Source organism: Kiloniellales bacterium, from assembly GCA_030064845.1.
Classification (GTDB): domain Bacteria; phylum Pseudomonadota; class Alphaproteobacteria; order Kiloniellales; family JAKSDN01; genus JASJEC01.
Window position 1 is genome coordinate 1 of record JASJEC010000075.1, and the last position, 19220, is coordinate 19220.

Genomic DNA, 19220 nt, shown 5'->3' on the forward strand with positions numbered 1-19220 from the left:
TGGTCCTCGCGCACGTGGGTCTCGACCAGCAGGGAGAGCGGCTGGCCGGCGCCGGGCAGGCTTCCCAGGGTCCGGCGCGAGCAGTAGGTCACGTAGCCGACGCCGGAGACGTCGACCAGGGCCCAGTCCTCGCCCAGGGAATCGAGGCGTCCGGTCAGCTTGCCGATCATGAGCCGGGCCTCGCCGCGTCCCGCCCGCCCGGCTGGCCGCCCGACCAGCGCCGCCGGGTCGCGGCGTGGTGGCTGTGGCAGATCGCCACGGCCAGGGCGTCGGCGGCGTCCGCGCTGGCGATCCCGGCGCCGGGCAGGAGATGGCCGACCATGACCTGGACCTGCTGCTTTTCGGCGTGGCCGCTGCCGACCACGGATTTCTTGACGATCATCGGCAGGTACTCGGCGACCGGCAGGCCGCGGCCGGCGGGGGTCATCAGCGCGACGCCGCGCGCCAGTCCGAGCTTCAGGGTCGAGGCGGCGTTCTTGTTGACCAGGGTCGCCTCGACCGCGGCCTCGTCGGGGCCGTGCTGGGCCAGGACCTCGAGCAGGCCCTCGTTGAGCTGGACCAGGCGGCGCGCCAGGTCCAGGCGCTCGTCGGTTGCCAGCGTGCCGTTGGCGACGTGACGCAGACGGGTTCCCTCGCTGTCGACCACGCCCCATCCGGTAAACCGCAGACCGGGGTCCAAACCGATCACCCGCATCGATCCTCCAAGGCCGGCCGCTGGTGCCCGGGGCTGGGCATCAGGCGGTGAGGCGCTCCATGACATCGTCCGCGATCTCGAAATTGGCCGAGACGCGCTGCACATCGTCGTTATCGTCGAGGGTGTCGAGCAGCTTCAGGAGCTTCTCGGCGTCGTCCTCCGAGACCGTGACCGTGGTCTGGGCCTTCCAGCCGAGATAGGCCTCTCGCGGGTCCCCGAAGCGTTCGGCCAAGGCGTCGCGGACCACGGAGAAGTCGTCCGGCGCTGAGCTCACCTCGTGCCCCGCGCCGTCCGACTCAACGTTCTCGGCGCCGGCCTCGACCGCCGCCTCGAAGACCTCGTCGGCGTTGCCGACTTCCGGGTCGAACTCGATCAGGCCGAGGCGGTCGAACAGAAAGGAGACGCTGTTGGTCTCGCCGAGCGAGCCGCCGTGCTTGCTGAAGGCTGCCCGCACCTCCGAGGCCGTGCGGTTGCGGTTGTCGGTCAGGGTCTCGACGATGATCGCGGCGCCGCCGGGGCCGTAGCCCTCGTAGCGAATCTCCTCGTAGGCCGTGTCGTCTTCGCCGCCGGCGACCCGCTTGATCGCGCGCTCGATGTTGTCCTTCGGCATGTTGGCGGCCCGCGCAGCCGAGACCGCGGCGCGCAGGCGCGGGTTCATATCCGGATCGGGCAGCCCCGAGCGGGCGGCCACCGTGATCTCCCGGATCAGCTTGCCGAAGACCTTGGCGCGCTTTTTGTCCTGCGCGCCCTTGCGGTACATGATGTTCTTGAATTGCGAATGGCCCGCCATGACCCTTCGATCCCGATCAACTCATCTATATGCTGGTGGTAGCCAGAAAGACCCTACCATATCTTGCGGTGACGCAGGCAATCGCTTTGCTGCAGATAGAGCAGCTTTATGGCGACAACATGGCACCTGGCCGCGCGGCGCGCCCCTGGGGGGCGCCTGCGGTCATCCTCTAATCCGATGCGGACTTTACGTCAATTTAATCCACCCAATGACATCCTCCCGCCGGTGCAAGACGTTGAGATGGCGGGTCGAATGGCCACACTGCGAAAAGTTCCCGTGCTGCCCGGCAAGGTCGATCAGGCGGCAGCCGCCGGGGAGACGAATCTCCAGCTCGAGCGGGCCGCCGCCCTGGTCGGCGAGTTCACCGGCCAGAGCGCCCTGCCGGCGCTCGACCGGCTGCTGGAAGGCACCATCGCCGGTGACAAGGGCTCGGCCGAGGCCATTTCCGACCTGGCAGACGGTGTGACCCGCCAGACCGACCTGCTCTACGAGGAAGTGGCCCGCTTTCTGACCCTGGCGCCCGACCGGGCTAGCTGACCGGGTCCTTCGCCTTACCGGCCGCCGCGTCAAGCGCCGCGGGCAGTCTCGTCTGCAGCCGGCCGCCGAGCTGCACCGGCTCGATCCTCCGGGCCAGCCCCGTCCTGTCGTCCAGCTCCACGAAGACCCCGCAGAGCGTCCCTTCGCCCAGGGCTGGTGCGAAGCGCTCGCCCGGCAGCTTTCTGGTGAAGCGATTGAGCGGTTCGGACTTGTTCATGCCGATGACGGAATCGTAGTCGCCGCACATGCCCGCGTCGGTCTGATAGGCGGTGCCGCCAGGCAGGATCATGGCGTCGGCGGTCGGCACGTGGGTATGGGTGCCGATGCAGAGGCTAACCCGGCCGTCCACGAAGTGGCCCATGGCCATCTTCTCGCTGGTCGCCTCGCAGTGCAGGTCGACCACGATGGCGTCGACCGTGCCGCCCAGGCGCTGGCGCGACAGCGCCTGCTCGACGCAGGCGAAGGGATCGTCCAGGGGGTCCATGAAGGTGCGGCCCATCACGTTGAGCACCATGACCTTGCGGCCGCCCGCCGCGGGGAACACCGCCGCGCCCCGTCCCGGCGTGCCGGACGGGTAGTTCTGCGGCCTGAGCAGGCGGGGCTGCCGGTCGATGAAGGCCATCGCCTCGCGCTTGTCCCAGGAGTGGTTGCCGCCGGTGATCACGTCGACACCCAGGTCCAGGATTTCGGCGCAGATCTTCTCGGTGATGCCGAAGCCGCCGGCCGCGTTCTCGCCGTTGGCGATGACGAAGTCGAGGGCGAGCCGACGGCGCAGGTCGGGCAGATGGTCCGCCAGGGCTTGACGGCCGCTTCGGCCGACCAGGTCACCGCAGAACAGCAGTCTCATGCTCACCCTCGCTGGTTGCCAGGAGCTCGCGCTCGGTGGCGATCCAATCCATAGGCCGATCGGTGGGGCCGTGGGGCACGCGGGCCTGCTCCTGGCCGGCGTAGGCGAGCCCGACGGTCAGCGGGCGCCCGGCGCCCTGCAGCTTGGCGACGGTGCGGTCGTAGAAGCCGCCGCCGTAGCCCAGGCGCCAGCCGTTCCGGTCGAACGCCAGCAGCGGCACGAGCAGCAGATCGGGCAGGACCTCCGGCTGGTCGGGGCCCGGCTCGAGTAGGCCGAAGGCCGCCGGCACGAGCTCCACCTCGGGCGCCCAGCGTCGGAACGTCAGCGGCCGGTCCCGGCCGGTCACGACCGGCAGGCCGACGGGGTGGCCCCGCTCGGACAGCTGCGCCATCAGGGGGCGGGGGTCGAGTTCGTCGCCCTTCGGCCAATAGCCGGAAACCGGGGCGCCCGCGTCGAGCGGGATCCGGCCGTCGTCGAGCGCCGCGATCACGGCCTCGGCGATGGCGCCGCCGGCCCCCTCTGCGGCCGCCGCGGCCCGGGCCCGGCTCTGCTTGGCCGTGACCCGCAGGCGCTGCTTTTCGGCGTCGAGCCGGGACGGGAGGTCGGAAGCGGGCAAGGAGGCTCCTTGGTCAGGAATCCAGGTGGGGCTGCCGCGATGGCCGTTGACCGTCAATCATCCTCTGTGGCCTGCCTAAGCAGGTGGGCGCCATATACCGAAGCCACGGCTCCGGCAGGGACAGCTCCCAAGAGGTTCGGTATTGGCCGCAGGGATCGAGACGTCTGACGCACCTCGCAGCACGGACCCCGGACTTATCTAGGTCTCCTCGAGGCGGGCGGCAATAGATTCAATCTGGCTGGCGCAGCGATCCAGCGCCAGGGCGGCTTCAGCCGCGCCGGGCAGGGCGGACTCGCCGCCGGGCCCACCCCTGCTCTCCTCGAGCTCGCTCACGCGGGCGTTGGCCTCGGACAGCTCGTCGGCGATCAGAAGGCCGGTCATGACCAGGAGACGCGGTTCGTCGACCTGGCCGACCAGGGCGATCAGATCCTCGATCCGTTGGTTGATCAGGGCCCCGAGGCGGGTGAGATGAGGTTCCTCGCCGTCGTCGCAGACCACCGCGTAATTGCGGCCGTTTATCTTCAGTGTCACTTCGCCCACGGTTCGCTCCCGGCCGGATTATCCTTCTTGGCGGGTAAGCCGCCCGCGGCGGCCGCTCGCAGACTCACGGTCACTCTCCCAGCAAGACTTTCAGACGATTGATCGCCGTGTCGATGCGCACGCCGGCCTCCGCGGCGACCGCCTGCAGACGGGCGTTCTCCTGTGCCTTCTCCTCCAAGGCCTCGCGCAGGCCCTCGCGCGGGCCGCCGCCCTGCTCGACGCGCGCCACGACGGCCCGGTCGAGCCGCTCGACGGCGGACTGCAGCCTCCGGGTCGCTTCTTCCAGTTGCGCCATGTGTATACCGTTTCCTTCAGGCAGTCTGTGCACTACCCATGTTAAGTGCATTAACTAATGAACATAGGCGCGGCGGTTGCCGAGGGTCAACCGTCGCCCGCGCCAGGGTGCGCGGCGAGAATGACGCTCCCGCCAAAGTTATGGTCCCCTGAACCAAACGGCGGGGCAGTTTCTCCGTCATACTGCGATCCGCTCAGGCCGCATCGGAAGCCCGGCAGGTCGTACGCATGCCGGTTGACGAGGCGCGTCGAGGGCGGCATTTTGCCGCCGGGCCGGGCGGGGAGAGGCTCCTCCTGCGCAGAAGCACGGCGGCGGCTCGCTTGCAAGATAGGGTATCGATGGACGCAGCAACTTCGACTGCTTCGAAAGCGTCGGCCTCGGCGCCGGCCGCACGAGCGGACCACCGGGATATGGCCAACGCCATTCGTTTCCTCGCCATGGACGCGGTCCAGAGGGCGCGCTCCGGTCATCCGGGCATGCCGATGGGCATGGCCGATGTGGCGACGGTGCTGTTCACACGCTTCCTCAAGTTCGATCCGGCGCGGCCGGACTGGGCCGACCGCGACCGCTTCGTCCTCTCGGCCGGGCATGGCTCGATGCTGCTCTATGCCCTGTTGTACCTGACGGGTTACCGGGACATGACGCTGGAGGAGCTCAAGAACTTCCGTCAGCTCGGGAGCCGCACGGCGGGTCATCCGGAGTACGGCCACGCCGCGGGGGTCGAGACGACCACGGGACCCCTGGGCCAGGGCCTGGCGAACGCCGTCGGCATGGCGCTGGGCGAGCGAGTCATGAACGCGGCCTTCGGCGACGACCTGGTCGATCACTACACCTATGTGATCGCCGGCGACGGCTGCCTGATGGAGGGCGTCAGCCACGAGGCCGCATCGCTCGCCGGGCACCTCGGCCTCGGCCGCCTGATCGTCTTGTTCGACGACAATGGGATCTCGATCGACGGCCCGACGTCGCTCACGGTTTCCGACGACCACATCACGCGGTTCCGGTCTTACGGCTGGCAGGTCGAGGCGGTCGACGGCCACGACCCCGAAGCGATCGCCGCTGCGATCGCGGCGGCCCGCGAGACCGATCAGCCTTCCCTGATCGCCTGCCGCACGACCATCGGTTACGGCGCGCCGACCAAGGCCGGCACGGCGGCGACGCATGGCGCGCCGCTGGGCGATGAGGAGATCGCCGGCGCGCGCGAGGCGCTCGGTTGGAGCTACCCGGCATTCGAGATCCCGGCGGAGATCCTTGCCGCCTGGCGCGAGGCCGGCGCGCGCGGCGCCGAGGCCTCGGCCGTATGGGATCGGCGGCTGGCCGCGACCGATGCGGCGGCACGCGAAGAGTTCGAGCGCCGCGCCGAAGGGCGCCTGCCGGATCGCTGGCGCGACGCGGTTGTGGCCCTGAAGCAGGAGATCAGCGCTGCGGCCCCCTCGCAGGCGACCCGGATCTCGTCCCACAAGGTGCTGGAGGCGCTCGCCGCGAAGATTCCGGAGCTGGTCGGCGGCTCGGCCGACCTGACCGGGTCGAACAACACCCGGGCCGCGGGGCAGGAGCTCATCTCGCGCGAGGACTACGGCGGCAGCTACATCCACTACGGCGTCCGCGAGCACGCCATGGCCGCCGCCATGAACGGCCTGGCGCTGCACGGCGGCGTGATCCCCTACGGCGGCACGTTCCTCGTCTTCACTGACTACTGCCGGCCGTCGATCCGGCTCTCGGCGCTGATGGGCCTTGGCGTGGTCTACGTCATGACGCACGACTCGATCGGCCTCGGCGAGGACGGCCCGACCCATCAGCCGATCGAGCACCTGGCCGCGCTGCGGGCAATGCCGAACCTGATGGTGTTCCGGCCGGCCGACGCCGTCGAGACGGCGGAGTGCTGGGCCCTGGCGATGGAGCACCGCAGCCGCCCCTCGGTTCTGGCCCTGACCCGCCAGAACCTGCCGACCGTCCGGGGCGAGCACACCAAAGAAAACCTCTCGGCCCACGGCGGCTACATTCTGGCGCCCTCTGACCGGGCCCGGGAGGTTTCGCTGATCTCTTCCGGCTCCGAGGTGTCGATCGCGCTCAAGGCGCAGGCGCTGCTGCGCGACGAGGGAATCTCCGCGGCGGTGGTCTCGATGCCCTGCTGGGAGCTGTTCGAGGAACAGACCCAGCACTACCGCGACGAGGTGCTGGGCCCCGGCGCCCTGCACATCGCGGTCGAGGCCGCGGTGCCCTTCGGCTGGGAGCGCTGGATCGAGTCCGGCGGCGGTTTCGTCGGCATGCGCTCGTTCGGCGCCTCGGCACCGGGCGGCGCGCTCTACGAGCATTTCAAGATCACGCCCGAGGCGGTCGTCGAGGCCGTGAAGGCCCGGCTCTAGCGTTATCCAAGGCAGGGGGAAGTGGAGGCCATGGAACAGCATACCCTGGAACAGACAGCAGAGGCCCTGGTGGCGGCCGGGAAAGGTATCCTGGCGGCCGACGAGAGCGCCGGCACGATCAAGAAGCGCTTCGACACGATCGGAGTCGAGTCGACCGAGGACAACCGGCGCGACTACCGCGAGCTGCTGTTCCGTGCGCCCGGCGCAGGCGACTTCATCAGCGGGGTGATCCTGTTCGACGAGACGATCCGCCAGAAGGCGGCCGACGGCACGCCCCTGGTCAAGGTGATCGAAAAGGCCGGCATCATCCCCGGCATCAAGGTCGACAAGGGCGCCAAACCGCTCGCTGGCCAGCCGGGCGAGACCGTCACCGAGGGCCTGGACGGTCTGCGGGAGCGCCTCGCCGAGTACCGCGAGCTGGGTGCGCGCTTCGCCAAGTGGCGCGCGGTCTACAAGATCGGCGAGGATATCCCGGGCGCGACCTGCATCACGGCGAACGGCCACGCCCTGGCGCGCTATGCCGCCCTGGTTCAGGAGGCGGGCATGGTGCCGATCGTCGAGCCGGAAGTGCTGATGGACGGCGATCACGATATCGAGGTCTGCTACCAGGTGACGGAAGAGGTGCTGCTCAACGTCTTCGCGGAGCTCTCGTTGCACGACGTCCTGCTCGAAGGGATGCTGCTGAAGTGCAACATGGTCCTGTCGGGCAGCGAGTGTCCGGATCAGGCGGGCGTCGAGGAGGTCGCGGCGCACACGCTGACCTGCCTGCGGCGAACCGTGCCGGCCGCCGTTCCGGGTATCGCCTTCCTCTCCGGCGGCCAGTCGGACGAGGACGCCACCCTGCACCTCAACGCGATGAACAAGCAGGCGCCCGACGCGCCGTGGCGCCTGAGCTTTTCCTACGGCCGCGCGCTGCAAGGCGCGCCGCTCAAGGCCTGGGGCGGCAAAGCGGAGAACACCAAGGCCGCCCAGGCCGCGCTTTTCGAGCGCGCCAAGGCGAACGGAGAGGCGACGCAGGGCCGCTACGCGGCCTGACAGCGCGCCGGCGGATGATCACAAGGGAGGGCTAGAATGGCGGTCAAGGTAGGGATCAACGGGTTCGGGCGGATCGGGCGCCTGGTTTTTCGTGCGGCCATGGAATCGGGGCGCGACGACGTCGAGTTCGTCGCGATCAACGACCTTGGCACGGCGGAATCCAACGCGCGCCTGCTGAAATACGATTCGGTCCACGGTCCCTTCCCGGGCACGATCGAGGTCAGCGAAGACTCCCTCACTGTGAACGGCAAGAGGGTCAAGGTCCTGGCCGAGCGGGACCCGGCGAAGCTGCCTTGGGGCGATCTCGGGGTCGACATCGTCATGGAGTGCACCGGCATCTTCAACAGTAAGGAGAAGGCCTCGCTGCACCTGGAAGGCGGCGCCAAGAAGGTCCTGGTCTCCGCGCCGGCTTCGGGCGCCGACATCACGGTGGTCTACGGCATCAACGACGACAAGCTGGAGGCCGGCCACACCGTGGTCTCCAACGCCTCCTGCACCACCAACTGCCTGGTGCCGGTCGCCCACGTGCTGGACCAGCTGGTCGGCATCAAGCACGGCTTCATGACGACGATCCACGCCTACACGGGTGACCAGCCCACGGTCGACACTCTGCACAAGGATCCGCGCCGCGCCCGGGCCGCCGCGCTCTCCATGATCCCCACGTCGACCGGCGCGGCGCGCGCGGTCGGCCTCGTGCTGCCCCAGCTCCAGGGCAAGCTCGACGGCACGGCGATCCGGGTGCCGACTCCGAACGTCAGCCTGGTCGACCTGACCATCGAGGCCGAGAAGAAGACCACGGCCGAGGCGGTCAACGCCGCCATGGAGGAGGCGGCCGGCAGCAATCGCCTCAAGGGCGTTCTGGTGGTCAATAACGAGCCCCTGGTGTCCATGGACTTCAACCACAACGCGGCCAGCTCGACCTTCGACAGCACGCAGACCCAGGTTCTGGACGAGACCTGCGTCCGGGTTTTGTCCTGGTACGACAACGAGTGGGGCTTCTCCAACCGCATGAGCGACACGGCCGTCGCCATGGCCAGGCTGCTCTAACCGATTGATATCCAGCGGATTTACATGCTTTGGCGGAACCGCGAAGCGCTTCCGTCAAACCATGATCCGCTCTAGGCGCCGCGCCGACTTCAGCGGCGAAGCCCTCTCTGGTCTATGATCCGGCCATGATCGGCCGGGTCATCATCGTTCATTCACTCGATCACGCGCGCGCGGCGCTGGGGGCGGCCCGGGAACTGGGTGCGCCGGTGACGCTGGCCACGGCGCCCGCCGCCTCGGCCTACCTGGGGCCGGCCTGGCTGCCCGAGGTTGCCGCGCTCGCGGCCGAAGCGGTCCCGGACGTCGACTGTAGCCTGCTGCTCGACTGCGGCGACCGGGCCGGCGACGTCATGGCGGCGCTGCGGGCGGGCGTGTCCCAGGTGGTGTTCGACGGCCCCGAGGCGGTCGCCGCGAAGCTCGACGCCATCGCCGAGGACTGCGGGGGCAGGCTGCTGCGGGTGCGCCCACCCAGCCTCGACCTCATGGCGCGCGACGACGCGCTCGAGGCCTGCCGCGACTGGCTTAGGGGCGGGCCGTCATGACCGCTCCCGGACCGGGAAGCCGTTACGGCCCGCCGGCCTTTCGCGCCGCCAGGATGCGGACCAGGATCTCCTCGCTGTTGCGGACGCCGCGGTTGTTGTAGTTGCCCGCCAGGTGGGTCACGACCAGCTTCGTCTCGGGCAGGATGAAGAGGCGCTGATCGCCGTTTCCGGCGGCCCGCAGGATCGGCTGCGGCGTTTCGCCCTCGATCTGGCCGGGATACCACATGAAGCCGTAGCCGTAGGTGCCGTCGGGAAACCAGGGAATCCGCTCGACCCAGCGCTTGGAGCAGAGCGCGACCCAGCGCGCCGGAACGACCTGCCGGTCCTGCCACCTGCCGCCGTGCAGCATGACCGAGCCGATCTTGGCCAGGTCCCGGGGCCGCAGCCGGAGTCCCGAGGCGGCGCTGGGCGAGGTATCCCAGGCCCGAGAGCCGATCCATTCGTAATCAGAGATGCCCAGGGGCCGGAACAGAACCTCCTCCGCGAAGGCGTCGATCGTGCGGCCGGTGCGGCGTTCGATCAGGCCGGCCAGAACCTGGGTCAGCCCGCCGCTGTAGTACCACCGGCTTCCGGCCGGCTCGCGTTGCGGCCGGGCCAGCACCATGGCCACGGGGTCGCGGGTGTAGGCCATGCGGATCTCGTCATTGTCTCGGTCGGTGTAGGGGACCTCCATCTCGTTCCATTCCAGACCGGCGGTCATGGTCAGCGCGTGGCGAAGGGTGACGGTCTCGACCCCGGGTGCGAACGAAGCGGCGAGGTCGGGAAAATAGGCCGGCAAGCGGGTGTCCAGGGCGGTCTCGTAGTCGCCGTCGAGTGCGATGCCCAAGAGCAGCGTGGTGACGCTCTTGGTGACCGATCTGAGATCGTGGAGCGTGTCGCGTCGGAAGACGACCCGGCCCAGCGGGTCGCCCCAGCGTTCGTCGCTGCCGGCGAAGTATTCTTCGTAGACCAGTCGGCCGTCGTACTCGATCAGCAGCGCGTGGGTATTGGGGTACCTGCCGTCGAGGATGTCCTGGGTTAGCCGGACCAGGGCCGCCGTGTCGAGGTCGGCGCGCTCGGCCGGCCCGACCGGCCAGCCGTCGTCGAGCCGCGGTGGCGGCTGGTAGACCGCCGGACCGGCGCGCTCGGGTTCCGCCGTGCAGGCGACCGGCCCCAGAAGCAGGGCCGTTAGCGCCAGCGCCATGAACCGTCGGGTTGCCGTGGACATTCCAGGCCCTTTCCCTGGCGGACTATAGACCCGATCGGTGCGCAGGCCAAAGTCATGCCCGCCGGACCGGAGAAGCGCCGCTTCCGCTTGCCTCCCCAGGAACGCGCTGTTAGCTTCCGCGCGCCCGAAGACCCACCTCTTAAGCGACCGGAATTTCGCCATGAAGATCAATGGCAACGCCATTCGCCCCGGCAATGTTATCGAGCACAAGGACCGCCTCTGGCGCGCTGTCAAGATCCAGCACACCCAGCCCGGCAAGGGCGGCGCCTACCTTCAGGTCGAGCTGAAGGACATCCGGGACGGCACCAAGCTGAACGAGCGGTTCCGCGCCAGCGAGGACGTCGAGCGCGTGCGCCTGGACCAGAAGGAGTTCCAGTATCTCTACGCCGACGGCGACAGCTACACCTTCATGGACCAGGAGACCTACGACCAGGTTTCCCTGTCCTCGGATATGATCGGCGAACCCGCGGTGTTCCTCCAGGACGGGATGACGGTCACCATCGAGTCCTACGAGAACGATCCGATCTCGGTCATGCTGCCCGAGACTGTGGTGATGGAGATCACCGAGGCCGACCCCGTGGTCAAGGGGCAGACGGCGGCCTCGTCCTACAAGCCGGCGCTGCTCGAGAACGGCGTGAAGACCATGGTCCCGCCCCATATCGAGACCGGAACCCGGGTCGTCGTGAACACCGCCGACGCCAGCTACGTCGAACGGGCCAAGGACTGACCGGCCGGCCGCCGCAAGCAAGCGAGGAGAACGGCGGTGGCCACGCGATCAGCAACCATCAACGTCATGATAAAGGCCGCCGACAAGGCGGCCCGGCGGCTCAAGCGTGACTTCGGAGAGGTCGAGAACCTCCAGGTCTCGCGCAAGGGCCCGGCGGACTTCGTGTCGGCGGCCGACCTGCGGGCCGAGAAGATCCTGCGCGAGGAACTAGGCCGGGCGCGCCCCGGCTACGGCTTCCTCATGGAGGAGTCGGGCCGGCGCGAGGCCTCGGACCCCTCGGGGCGGTGCTGGGTCGTGGATCCGCTCGACGGCACGACCAACTTCCTTCACGGGTTGCCGCACTTCGCGGTCTCGATCGCGCTGCAGGAGGGATCGGAGATCCTGGCCGGCGTGGTCTACGACCCGATCAAGGAGGATCTCTTCTATGCCGAGAAGGGCGGCGGCGCCTTCCTGAACGACCGGCGCATGCGGGTGTCGTCTCGCCGCGCCCTGGACAGCGCGCTGATCGCCACCGGTCTGCCGTTCAAGGGGCGCGACCAAGACAGCGGCCTCTCGGCCGAGCTGGCAGCCGTCATGACCGAAACCGCCGGCGTGCGCCGCTGGGGCGCGGCCGCGCTCGACCTGGCCTACGTCGCGGCCGGCCGCTACGACGGCTTCTGGGAGCGGGGACTGGAGCCCTGGGATACCGCGGCGGGTGTCCTGCTGGTGCGCGAGGCGGGCGGCTTCGTCACCGCCATCGATGGCGCGTCCTTCGCCTTCGAGGGCGCCGGGATCCTGGCGAGCAACGACAGTCTGCACCAGCCGCTGGTGCGTCTGCTCAAGAAAGCGCGGGAATCCTAGAGCAGATCCGCGTTTGACTGTATCGCCAGAGGCGATCCATCAAACCCGGTGAATCCGCTCTAGCAGGCTGCTGGCAAAGTGCTCAGTCGGAACCATCACCCTTCGACAAGCTCAGGGTGAGGGCGAAATGTTTCAAGCACTTACCCTCATCCGCGCGAAGCGCCGGGCCTACGCCCCTCTGTCGAAGGATGACCGTGGTCAAGAGCTCCAGGCCTTTTCAGCGGCCTACTAGCCATCGACAGCATTAAGGGCGGCCGACAACTCGTCCAGGGCTAGCCTCAATCTCTGGGTGTACTCCGACCCTTCCGGCGCCGTGGCCAGGGTGGGGAATACGACATCGATCAGACCCAGGTCGCGGATAGCGGCTCTAGCCGGCTCCGGCGGTTGCGCTTCCCAAAGCAGAACCTCTGCGCCTGTCTCATCGCCAAGCTTTTCGAGTTCGGCGAGCTGGCCGGCGTCGGGCGCTGCACCTGCTTCCCACTCGAGAGACCGAATGTCCAAACCGTAAGCACGCGCAAGATACTGATATCTTGGATGCGTGGCGACCAGCACCTTGCCCTCGGCAAGCGGACGCAGCCGATCGGCCGCAGCATCTATCGACACAAGGTCGTCGGTCAGCGCGGCCAAGCGCGCCTTGATCCTGTCAGGCTCGACCAAACCGCGCCGCGCAAGGGCGTCCGAGATGGCGCGGGCCTGCAGGATGGCTTGCTCCTGGTCGAGCCAGGTGAAGGAGGCCGCACCGGTGTGAGAGTGCTCTCCGTCCGCCCCGTGACTATGCGTGACGGTCTCAGTCGCAATGAACCGATCCTCGAAGCCGCGCGACGTGTCGACAAGGCGCGAACGCGGCAACGATACTTTCGACGTCCAGGACGCGAAGCCGGCACCGTTGAGAAAGATGAGGTCGGCGCCTTGGATCGTGCTGATGTCCGAAATGCTGGGACGCCAAAAGGACGGATCGACTCCGTCGGGCACGGGAAAGATCACGTCGATCTCACTCCCTCCCAAACGCTCTGCGAAATAGCTGAGCGCGTAGTTCACGGTCACCACGGTAGGCCGGTCCTGCGCCAGAGCAGGAGCGTTTGCAGCCAGGAGGAACGCGGCCAAGGCGCCGAGCAGACGATGCGCAATCGGTTGTAGGGTCAGCTCTGACATTTTCTAGCGATGTCTTCGGGTGTCAGGATCCAGTAGTCGTCATGGTCCCCGGTATCGACTTCGATCAGGAGCCCGCTTGTTGCATCAAGCTCCGCAAGCGGGACGCTCAACTTCCCGTCCACGCCCAGTTCGAGGTTCAGCAGAAGCGTGTTCTCTCCATCCAGGATACGCACCTCGCCCATCACCGGGACCCGGCCGGTCGAAAACTTGGCCTCGATCAGAACCACGTCGCAATCGGTCGAGGCAAAGACGTTGAGCTGATGTGCGAGCGCCGCTGAGGCCGTGCCCAGGGTGAACGCGGCCGTCGCCGTGAGAATGACGGCACGCCGGTTCACCGACCGGTCCAGGGCTCGAAATGCACCCAGATCACGGCGCCCAGTTCTACTGCCTTGTCCTCGCCATTCTGCGGCAGGGTATAGTCGGCCGTGTTCAGGGCGGCAAAGCCCCACCAGCCCGACGCCGGCGGGGCGTAGGTGAACACACCGTTCCCGTCGGCCTTGACGGTCTGGGTGATCATCAGTTCGTCAGGCGCGGTCGCTCCGGCGGTTTCGTTGTAGAACTCGACCTCCACCTCGGCGTAGGGCACCGGTTTGCCGTCGAGCTTGACGATGCCCTGAAAGACATTGTGCTCCCACAAGCCAAACGGCTTCGACAGCGGCACGATCTCGGTTTTCAGACCAAGCTCGCTGTCCCACCCCTCGTCGTCGCCATAGGCGGTCACGTAGGTCTTGGTGTAGTGAATGATGAATGCGTCCTCGCCCGGCTCCCAGTAGGGCTGCGGCTCCATCGCGAAGACGTAAGTGCCGGGACGCTCCAGCCGATACTCGAGGGTGAAGCCCGGCTCCTCCATGACCGACGCCTTTTCCAACGTGCCGAGGAGATCGGTCGTTTCGCCGCCATGGGTGACCGAGAAGGCGGCCGGACGCTCCAGAACCATCCCGTCCCCTTCGAACGGATGCGAGAACGACAGCGTCAATGCGACGCTGCGCCCGTCTTCCTGGCTGATCATGGGGTCGGACGGAATGATCATCCCGTAATGCGCGACCGCGGGCGAGACGAGAGCCGCCCAGGCCAGGAGGGCGGAGAGGATTTTTCGGGACATGACGCTACTCTCTTTTCCGTTCGGTGTCTGTCAGCTTCCGAGGGTTAGCAGCCAGCCGACCCAGGCATTTGCGTTGTGCCGCACGACTAGCGCTGCTGCAATGGCTATCACCAACGACGCGCAAAGTATCATGAGGGTCTCTGCCGCCAAGAGCTGAAGGACCATGCCGCGTCGCGCCCCAAGCTTGACGGCGGTTTCGACCTCACGTGCCCTCAGCCGGAAGGACAGGAAGATCGCAAGGCCGAGCGCCGCAAGCGCTGCAAGCGCGATAATGCCCGTCACGACGTCGAGCACCGCGCGGATCCGGAAGATCCGGTCGACAAGGCCCTGGACGACCTGCGCGGGCTGAAGCAGCTGAGACGTGCCATCGGGATCCAGGTAGCGTCCCCGCAGGATCGTCGCCGATCGCACGTCCGGCGGCACGACAACGACAGCGGAGACCGGGTAGTCGTCTGCGTCACCGTGAAAATGAAAGCTGTCGATGTTCTCCGGCGTTATGCGCTGATACTGAACGATGCTTGCCGCCGCCGTGACATCCGCGCCGGCCTCGAGGTCGGCGGCGCTGACCACATCCTCGTGCCCGTGGCCAATCCCCGAGATGACCCACGTGGTCTTGAGGTCCACAAAGACGGCTTCATCGTCCGGCGTGTTGGTCGGCGCGAGGATGCCGACGACCGGCATCTCGAGTGGATAGACGCCGGCCAGGTCGAAGAGATTCTGCGGTGCCGAGACCAGCGTGTCGCCGATTGCAAGATCCAACTTACGGGCAACGGTCGCGCCTACCACGGCCTCGCCCAGTACCGCCAGACCGCGACCCTCTTCCACGGTCAGGCCCCGAAAGTCGAAATAGTCGAGCGACGTGCCGATTATGCGGAACCCGTTCGTTTCAAATGCCGTGTGTAGAGGAATTGGTGTGGCAAGGCCGCTGTCCCAGACAGCCTCCGCTTCGGCCATGGGCAGGGCGTCCGGCCGATCGTCGGAGAAGTAAAGCGCCGCCATGGTCAGATCGAGCGCGCTACCCCGGCGACCGAGCAAGAGCGGCGTCGCTTCGGCCCGGGCGGTCAGGGAGGCTTCGCTCTCGGCCAGCAGGATGCGCGTTGCAAGCGGCACGACGAGGATCAGCGCCAACACCAGCACAAGGACAAGGCTTTGAACCCGGTGGTAACGGAGGTAGGCGAAGGCAAGGAACGCGGCGTTCATGCCGTGGCCTCGGCCCGGAACGACGCGAAATCGATGACCCGATCGAAGCGAGGCAACAAAGCGTGATCGTGCGTCACCGCAAGAACGCTCGCTTCGGCCGCGCGGGCTTGCTCAAAGAGCAGGTCGAGGATGAGGGCCTTGTTCTCCGGGTCGAGATTGCCTGTCGCCTCGTCGGAGATCACAAGCCTCGGACGCGCTATCAGCGATCGGCAGATGGCGACACGCTGTTGTTCGCCCTGGCTCAGCCTGCCCGGGTGCCGGTCGAGCTTGTCGGCGAGCCCGCAGGCGCCGGCCAGCGCCTCCGCCCGCGCACGGACTTCCGCATCGAGCGTCAGCGCTGGAGTGATCCGGTAGGGATAGAGGATGTTCTCCCGTGCCGTCAGGTAGTCGAGCAGGGCGAAGTCCTGAAAGACAAAGCCAATGGTGCCTGCCCGGAACCGTCGGCGCCCATCCTCGGTCAGCGACCCGAGATCGGTTCCGGCGACGCGGATGGTGCCACGGATGGGCTTTAGAATGCCTGCGACGAGGTTGAGCAGGGTCGTCTTTCCCGTGCCGCTCGGCCCCACAACGGCCAGTCGTTCGCCTGGCGCAACGCGCAGCTCCGGCACACGAAGCCTGAAGCGGCCTTCGGGGTAGGCAAACTCGATATCCTCTAGTTCCACCATGCGCGATCCTCTAGTTCCACCATGCGCGCTCGACCTCCATGAATTCACAGACCGTGTGCCTGTCCACGTCGGTCAGATCGAAATATGCGATCTTCCAGGCACCCTCAACAGGCGCAATCGTCAGGTTTGCGCCGTACGTGTTGCCGCGGACGTGAAGATGCGCGCCGTGCCCGACCGTCCTAATCACCTCCTATTGCGCGTCGAGACGGAATATCTCGCCGGACTGGCGCGAGGACGCAGTTATCAGCCGCATCTCGTCGAGCGGTTCTTCAACCGGATCAAGCACCGCCGCCGCGTCGCCTTCAGCCTGCGAAACCCGGCACGGTCATCGTGCCGAATCTCGCGACAATCACACCAGCGGCAAATAAGTTGTCCGCAAACCAGACGGCACCTAACCTAGCGGCCCGATGTTTCCGCGCCGCTTCTCTCTCGCCGTTATGACTCCGGACGCGACATCGCCGGCCGGGGCGATAGACCTCCGGCGCGCCGCGGCCGGCGCGGGGAGGGCCTGCGCCCTCGGCATCCTGCTGGCTGCGGCGCCGATCCCGCCCGCGGCGGGGCAGGACGGAGGCGTCTTCGTCAACTACGACCTGCTGAACAGCCTCGGCGATCTTCCGCCGGTCGAGACCGAGACCGCGCCCGGCCCGGACCGTCCCGGTGGCCGAGCCCCCGCGGCCGACGAGCCCCTAAGGAGCCGGCTGCTGGTGCGGCCGCAACGCAGCGCCGCCCCGAAAGCGGCCGCCGGGCCGCCGCCCACGCCCCGGCGCCGGCCGGCGCTGTCCCGGGCCCCGGCGGGCGTCGCCGACTCCGCGTCATTGGCGAGCCCGGCATCACCGGATCGGCCCGTCGCGTCGGACCAGGGGCCCGCCCCGTCAGGAGCGCCGCCGGCCCGGCCCGCCCCGGTACAGCAGGAGGCGCCTGCAGCCCCGCCGCCGCGGGAAACGCCTACGGCCTTGCCGGTCCCGCCCCATCCGCCACCACCGCCGGAGGAGACGCCCTCGGCCTTGCCAGTCCCACCGCCGCCGCCCGCTGCACCGGAACTGGTGGACCTGCCGGACGTGCCGGCCCCGGCGGCCGGGAGCGCCGTACCGACCGATCTGCCGCCGGTGCCCGAGGCGCCGGAACTGGCTGCCCTCGCGCCGGAAACGCCCCCGGCGCCTGCCGCGCCGGCAACCGCTGGGCGCGCGCAAGAGAGCAAAGCGCCGCCGTCCGCCGCTGGTGTCGAAGCCCCGGCGGCCAACCTGCTCCGCATCATCTTCGCCTCGGAGGATCTGGCTCTAGGGTCGGATGACGAGGCCGCTCTGGACGAGTTGGCCGTGCGGCTGCGCGCCGAACCGGAACGCCGGGTCGAGCTGCGGGCGCATGCCGCGGGCAGCGGCGGCCTAGCCCGACGCACGTCGCTCTCCAGAGCCCGCGCGGTCCGCTCGTTTCTGGTTGACAAGGGGGTGGCAAGCACGCGAATCGATATTCGGCCTTTTGGGGCCGAATCCAGGGGGGGACCGCCAGATCGGGTCGACATCGTTGATGCGCGGCGCTAGCCAAACGGGACGCGGGGCCGCGGCCGGTACTCCGCTCCAGCCGGCGCTGCGATGGCGGCGCCTCCGGCGTTTCGACGAGGCAGCGACGCGACCATGACCCGACCACACCGCTTTCTCATTCGCATGATCTTTTTCCTGCTGGCCGTGATCGCCGCCTGCTCACTCATCGTGGTGCCGCTAAGCAAGGCTTTCCTCGCCAACGCCGCCCTTAACGGCATGATCCTCGCCGTCCTGGTGCTCGGGATCATCTATATCTTCCGGCAGGTCATCATGCTGCGGCCGGAGATTCGCTGGCTGGAGCGCCTGCAGCGGGAAAGCCAGGGCGGCGTCATCTTCCCAGGCGCGCTGTCGGAAGACCGGCCGCCGCGGTTGCTGGCGCCCATGGCGACCATGATCGGGGAGAAGCGGGGGCGGCTCTCGCTCTCGACGCTTTCCATGCGCACACTGCTGGACGGGATCCAGTCGCGCATCGAGGAAGGCCACGACATCTCGCGCTACCTGATCGGCCTGCTGATCTTTCTCGGCCTGCTCGGGACCTTCTGGGGCCTGCTCGAGACGGTCAACGCGGTCGGCCTGACAATCGCTGGGCTGAGCGGAGCGGCGACCGATCCGGCGGCCATGTTCGAGGACCTGAAGGAAGGGCTGGCGACGCCGCTCTCGGGCATGGGCACCGCTTTCAGCTCGTCGCTGTTCGGTCTTGCCGGCTCCCTGGTGCTGGGCTTCCTGGAGCTTCAGGCCGGCCAGGCCCACAACCGCTTCATGAACGAGCTGGAGGAGTGGATTGCGGGCGTCACCAAGCTGGGCAGCGGCGGCGGACTGGGCGAGGGCGACCAGTCGGTGCCGGCCTATATTCAGGCGCTGCTCGAGCGCACGGCGGACAGCCTCGACACCTTGCAGCGGACCATGTCGCGCGGCGAGGAGGAGCGGGCCCAGGCGAGCCGGGGCCTGTCCCAGCTGAGCGACCGGCTCGGCTCGCTGACCGACCAGATGCGCTCGGAGCAGCAGCTCATGCTGCGGGTCGCCGAGTCGCAGAACGACATGAAGCCGCTGTTCGAGAAGATCGCCGACCTGGACGTCAGCACCCTGCAGCTCGACGAGGCGACGCGCACACACATACGCAATCTCGACCTGCAGCTGGAGCGCCTGTTGAACGAGGTGGCGAGCGGCCGCGACAGCACGGTCCAGGAGATCCGCGGCGAGATCCGGCTGCTGGCGCGCACCATCGCGGCGATCGCGGAAGAGACCGAGCAGGGCTAGGGCCTGTTGGCACTCACGTTGCGCTCCTGGTCCGAGTGAAATCGGCCCGCTGTTAGGCGCGAGGAGGAAAGACATGCGGAGCATATTCGACGACAAGCAACGCGGCAGCGGGCCGATTTCGCCGGATCCCTTCGGGACGGGGCGCATTTGCGCCGGGGCGGCGTCGCGGAAGGACTTGTGGGGCCCAACCCCACGGCGCCTCCCGCTCCTGGCCCCGGCGCAAATG

Annotated in this window: 22 protein-coding genes and 1 other RNA gene; 9 read left to right on the plus strand and 14 right to left on the minus strand. The window is 68.0% G+C overall.

What is annotated here, in order from left to right; genetic code table 11:
* The 3 genes from QNJ67_19520 to QNJ67_19530 all read right to left on the minus strand — a co-directional run.
* A partial coding sequence (locus QNJ67_19520; protein MDJ0611174.1) for an OB-fold domain-containing protein occupies positions 1 to 170 on the minus strand: 170 nt, incomplete at its 3' end.
* Positions 167 to 694, minus strand: a complete 528-nt coding sequence (gene ruvC / locus QNJ67_19525; protein MDJ0611175.1) for a crossover junction endodeoxyribonuclease RuvC — start codon at positions 692 to 694, stop codon at positions 167 to 169. The genes ruvC and QNJ67_19520, both read right to left, overlap by 4 nt.
* A 40-nt stretch (positions 695 to 734) precedes the next feature.
* Complete coding sequence (locus QNJ67_19530) at positions 735 to 1484, minus strand: YebC/PmpR family DNA-binding transcriptional regulator (protein MDJ0611176.1); 750 nt, start codon at positions 1482 to 1484, stop codon at positions 735 to 737.
* Positions 1485 to 1736: 252 nt separating this feature from the next.
* On the opposite strand from QNJ67_19530, the gene QNJ67_19535 reads away from it, so the two are divergent.
* Positions 1737 to 2021, plus strand: a complete 285-nt coding sequence (locus QNJ67_19535) for a hypothetical protein (protein ID MDJ0611177.1) — start codon at positions 1737 to 1739, stop codon at positions 2019 to 2021.
* On the opposite strand, the gene QNJ67_19540 is transcribed toward QNJ67_19535, so the two are convergent.
* The 5 genes from QNJ67_19540 to QNJ67_19560 all read right to left on the minus strand — a co-directional run bounded on the left by QNJ67_19540 (position 2014) and on the right by QNJ67_19560 (position 4319).
* Complete coding sequence (locus QNJ67_19540) at positions 2014 to 2868, minus strand: TIGR00282 family metallophosphoesterase (GenBank protein ID MDJ0611178.1); 855 nt, start codon at positions 2866 to 2868, stop codon at positions 2014 to 2016. The two genes, QNJ67_19535 and QNJ67_19540, sit on opposite strands and share 8 nt — an antisense overlap.
* Positions 2846 to 3484, minus strand: coding sequence for a 5-formyltetrahydrofolate cyclo-ligase (locus QNJ67_19545; protein MDJ0611179.1), 639 nt, complete (start codon positions 3482 to 3484; stop codon positions 2846 to 2848). Before QNJ67_19545 ends, QNJ67_19540 begins: the two co-directional genes overlap by 23 nt.
* 28 nt (positions 3485 to 3512) lie before the next feature.
* Positions 3513 to 3670: non-coding RNA, 6S RNA (ssrS, locus tag QNJ67_19550), on the minus strand.
* A gap of 12 nt (positions 3671 to 3682) precedes the next feature.
* Positions 3683 to 4024, minus strand: coding sequence for a cell division protein ZapA (locus QNJ67_19555; GenBank protein MDJ0611180.1), 342 nt, complete (start codon positions 4022 to 4024; stop codon positions 3683 to 3685).
* 70 nt (positions 4025 to 4094) lie between these two features.
* Complete coding sequence (locus QNJ67_19560) at positions 4095 to 4319, minus strand: hypothetical protein (protein MDJ0611181.1); 225 nt, start codon at positions 4317 to 4319, stop codon at positions 4095 to 4097.
* Between the two features lie 410 nt (positions 4320 to 4729).
* On the opposite strand from QNJ67_19560, the gene tkt reads away from it, so the two are divergent.
* The 4 genes from tkt (at position 4730) to QNJ67_19580 (ending at position 9306) form a co-directional block, all read left to right on the plus strand.
* Positions 4730 to 6685, plus strand: a complete 1956-nt coding sequence (gene tkt / locus QNJ67_19565; GenBank protein MDJ0611182.1) for a transketolase — start codon at positions 4730 to 4732, stop codon at positions 6683 to 6685.
* 30 nt (positions 6686 to 6715) lie between these two features.
* Entirely contained in the window at positions 6716 to 7720 is a 1005-nt protein-coding gene (locus tag QNJ67_19570; GenBank protein ID MDJ0611183.1) for a fructose-bisphosphate aldolase class I, read from the plus strand.
* A 36-nt stretch (positions 7721 to 7756) separates the two neighbouring features.
* Positions 7757 to 8767: a type I glyceraldehyde-3-phosphate dehydrogenase gene (gene gap, locus QNJ67_19575; protein MDJ0611184.1), complete on the plus strand. Its 1011-nt coding sequence runs from the start codon at positions 7757 to 7759 to the stop codon at positions 8765 to 8767.
* A 125-nt stretch (positions 8768 to 8892) separates the two neighbouring features.
* Entirely contained in the window at positions 8893 to 9306 is a 414-nt protein-coding gene (locus tag QNJ67_19580) for a class II fructose-bisphosphate aldolase (protein MDJ0611185.1), read from the plus strand.
* A 22-nt stretch (positions 9307 to 9328) separates the two neighbouring features.
* On the opposite strand, the gene QNJ67_19585 is transcribed toward QNJ67_19580, so the two are convergent.
* On the minus strand, positions 9329 to 10513 hold the full coding sequence (locus tag QNJ67_19585; GenBank protein ID MDJ0611186.1) for a serine hydrolase: 1185 nt from the start codon (positions 10511 to 10513) through the stop codon (positions 9329 to 9331).
* 160 nt (positions 10514 to 10673) lie between these two features.
* Between QNJ67_19585 and efp the strand changes: the two genes are divergently transcribed.
* Together efp and QNJ67_19595 are read left to right on the plus strand one after the other, a co-directional pair.
* Positions 10674 to 11240 carry an elongation factor P gene (efp, locus tag QNJ67_19590; protein ID MDJ0611187.1) on the plus strand — a complete coding sequence of 189 codons (567 nt, stop codon included), beginning with the start codon at positions 10674 to 10676 and terminating at the stop codon, positions 11238 to 11240.
* A gap of 36 nt (positions 11241 to 11276) precedes the next feature.
* On the plus strand, positions 11277 to 12080 hold the full coding sequence (locus tag QNJ67_19595; protein MDJ0611188.1) for an inositol monophosphatase family protein: 804 nt from the start codon (positions 11277 to 11279) through the stop codon (positions 12078 to 12080).
* Positions 12081 to 12308: 228 nt separating this feature from the next.
* On the opposite strand, the gene QNJ67_19600 is transcribed toward QNJ67_19595, so the two are convergent.
* Genes QNJ67_19600 through QNJ67_19620 form a run of 5 tightly spaced genes read right to left on the minus strand, consistent with a single transcriptional unit; the run spans position 12309 to position 16199 of the window.
* Positions 12309 to 13232 carry a metal ABC transporter substrate-binding protein gene (locus QNJ67_19600; protein ID MDJ0611189.1) on the minus strand — a complete coding sequence of 308 codons (924 nt, stop codon included), beginning with the start codon at positions 13230 to 13232 and terminating at the stop codon, positions 12309 to 12311.
* Positions 13220 to 13567: a hypothetical protein gene (locus tag QNJ67_19605; GenBank protein ID MDJ0611190.1), complete on the minus strand. Its 348-nt coding sequence runs from the start codon at positions 13565 to 13567 to the stop codon at positions 13220 to 13222. Before QNJ67_19605 ends, QNJ67_19600 begins: the two co-directional genes overlap by 13 nt.
* Entirely contained in the window at positions 13564 to 14334 is a 771-nt protein-coding gene (locus QNJ67_19610) for a DUF4198 domain-containing protein (protein ID MDJ0611191.1), read from the minus strand. The genes QNJ67_19605 and QNJ67_19610 overlap by 4 nt, the downstream gene beginning before the upstream one ends.
* A gap of 30 nt (positions 14335 to 14364) precedes the next feature.
* Positions 14365 to 15534, minus strand: coding sequence for an ABC transporter permease (locus tag QNJ67_19615; protein MDJ0611192.1), 1170 nt, complete (start codon positions 15532 to 15534; stop codon positions 14365 to 14367).
* Complete coding sequence (locus QNJ67_19620) at positions 15531 to 16199, minus strand: ABC transporter ATP-binding protein (protein MDJ0611193.1); 669 nt, start codon at positions 16197 to 16199, stop codon at positions 15531 to 15533. The genes QNJ67_19615 and QNJ67_19620 overlap by 4 nt, the downstream gene beginning before the upstream one ends.
* Before the next feature lie 1043 nt (positions 16200 to 17242).
* On the opposite strand from QNJ67_19620, the gene QNJ67_19625 reads away from it, so the two are divergent.
* Both QNJ67_19625 and QNJ67_19630 read left to right on the plus strand, forming a co-directional pair.
* Complete coding sequence (locus QNJ67_19625) at positions 17243 to 17737, plus strand: OmpA family protein (GenBank protein MDJ0611194.1); 495 nt, start codon at positions 17243 to 17245, stop codon at positions 17735 to 17737.
* A gap of 93 nt (positions 17738 to 17830) precedes the next feature.
* Entirely contained in the window at positions 17831 to 18994 is a 1164-nt protein-coding gene (locus tag QNJ67_19630; protein MDJ0611195.1) for a flagellar motor protein MotA, read from the plus strand.
* Positions 18995 to 19220: the final 226 nt, after the last annotated feature.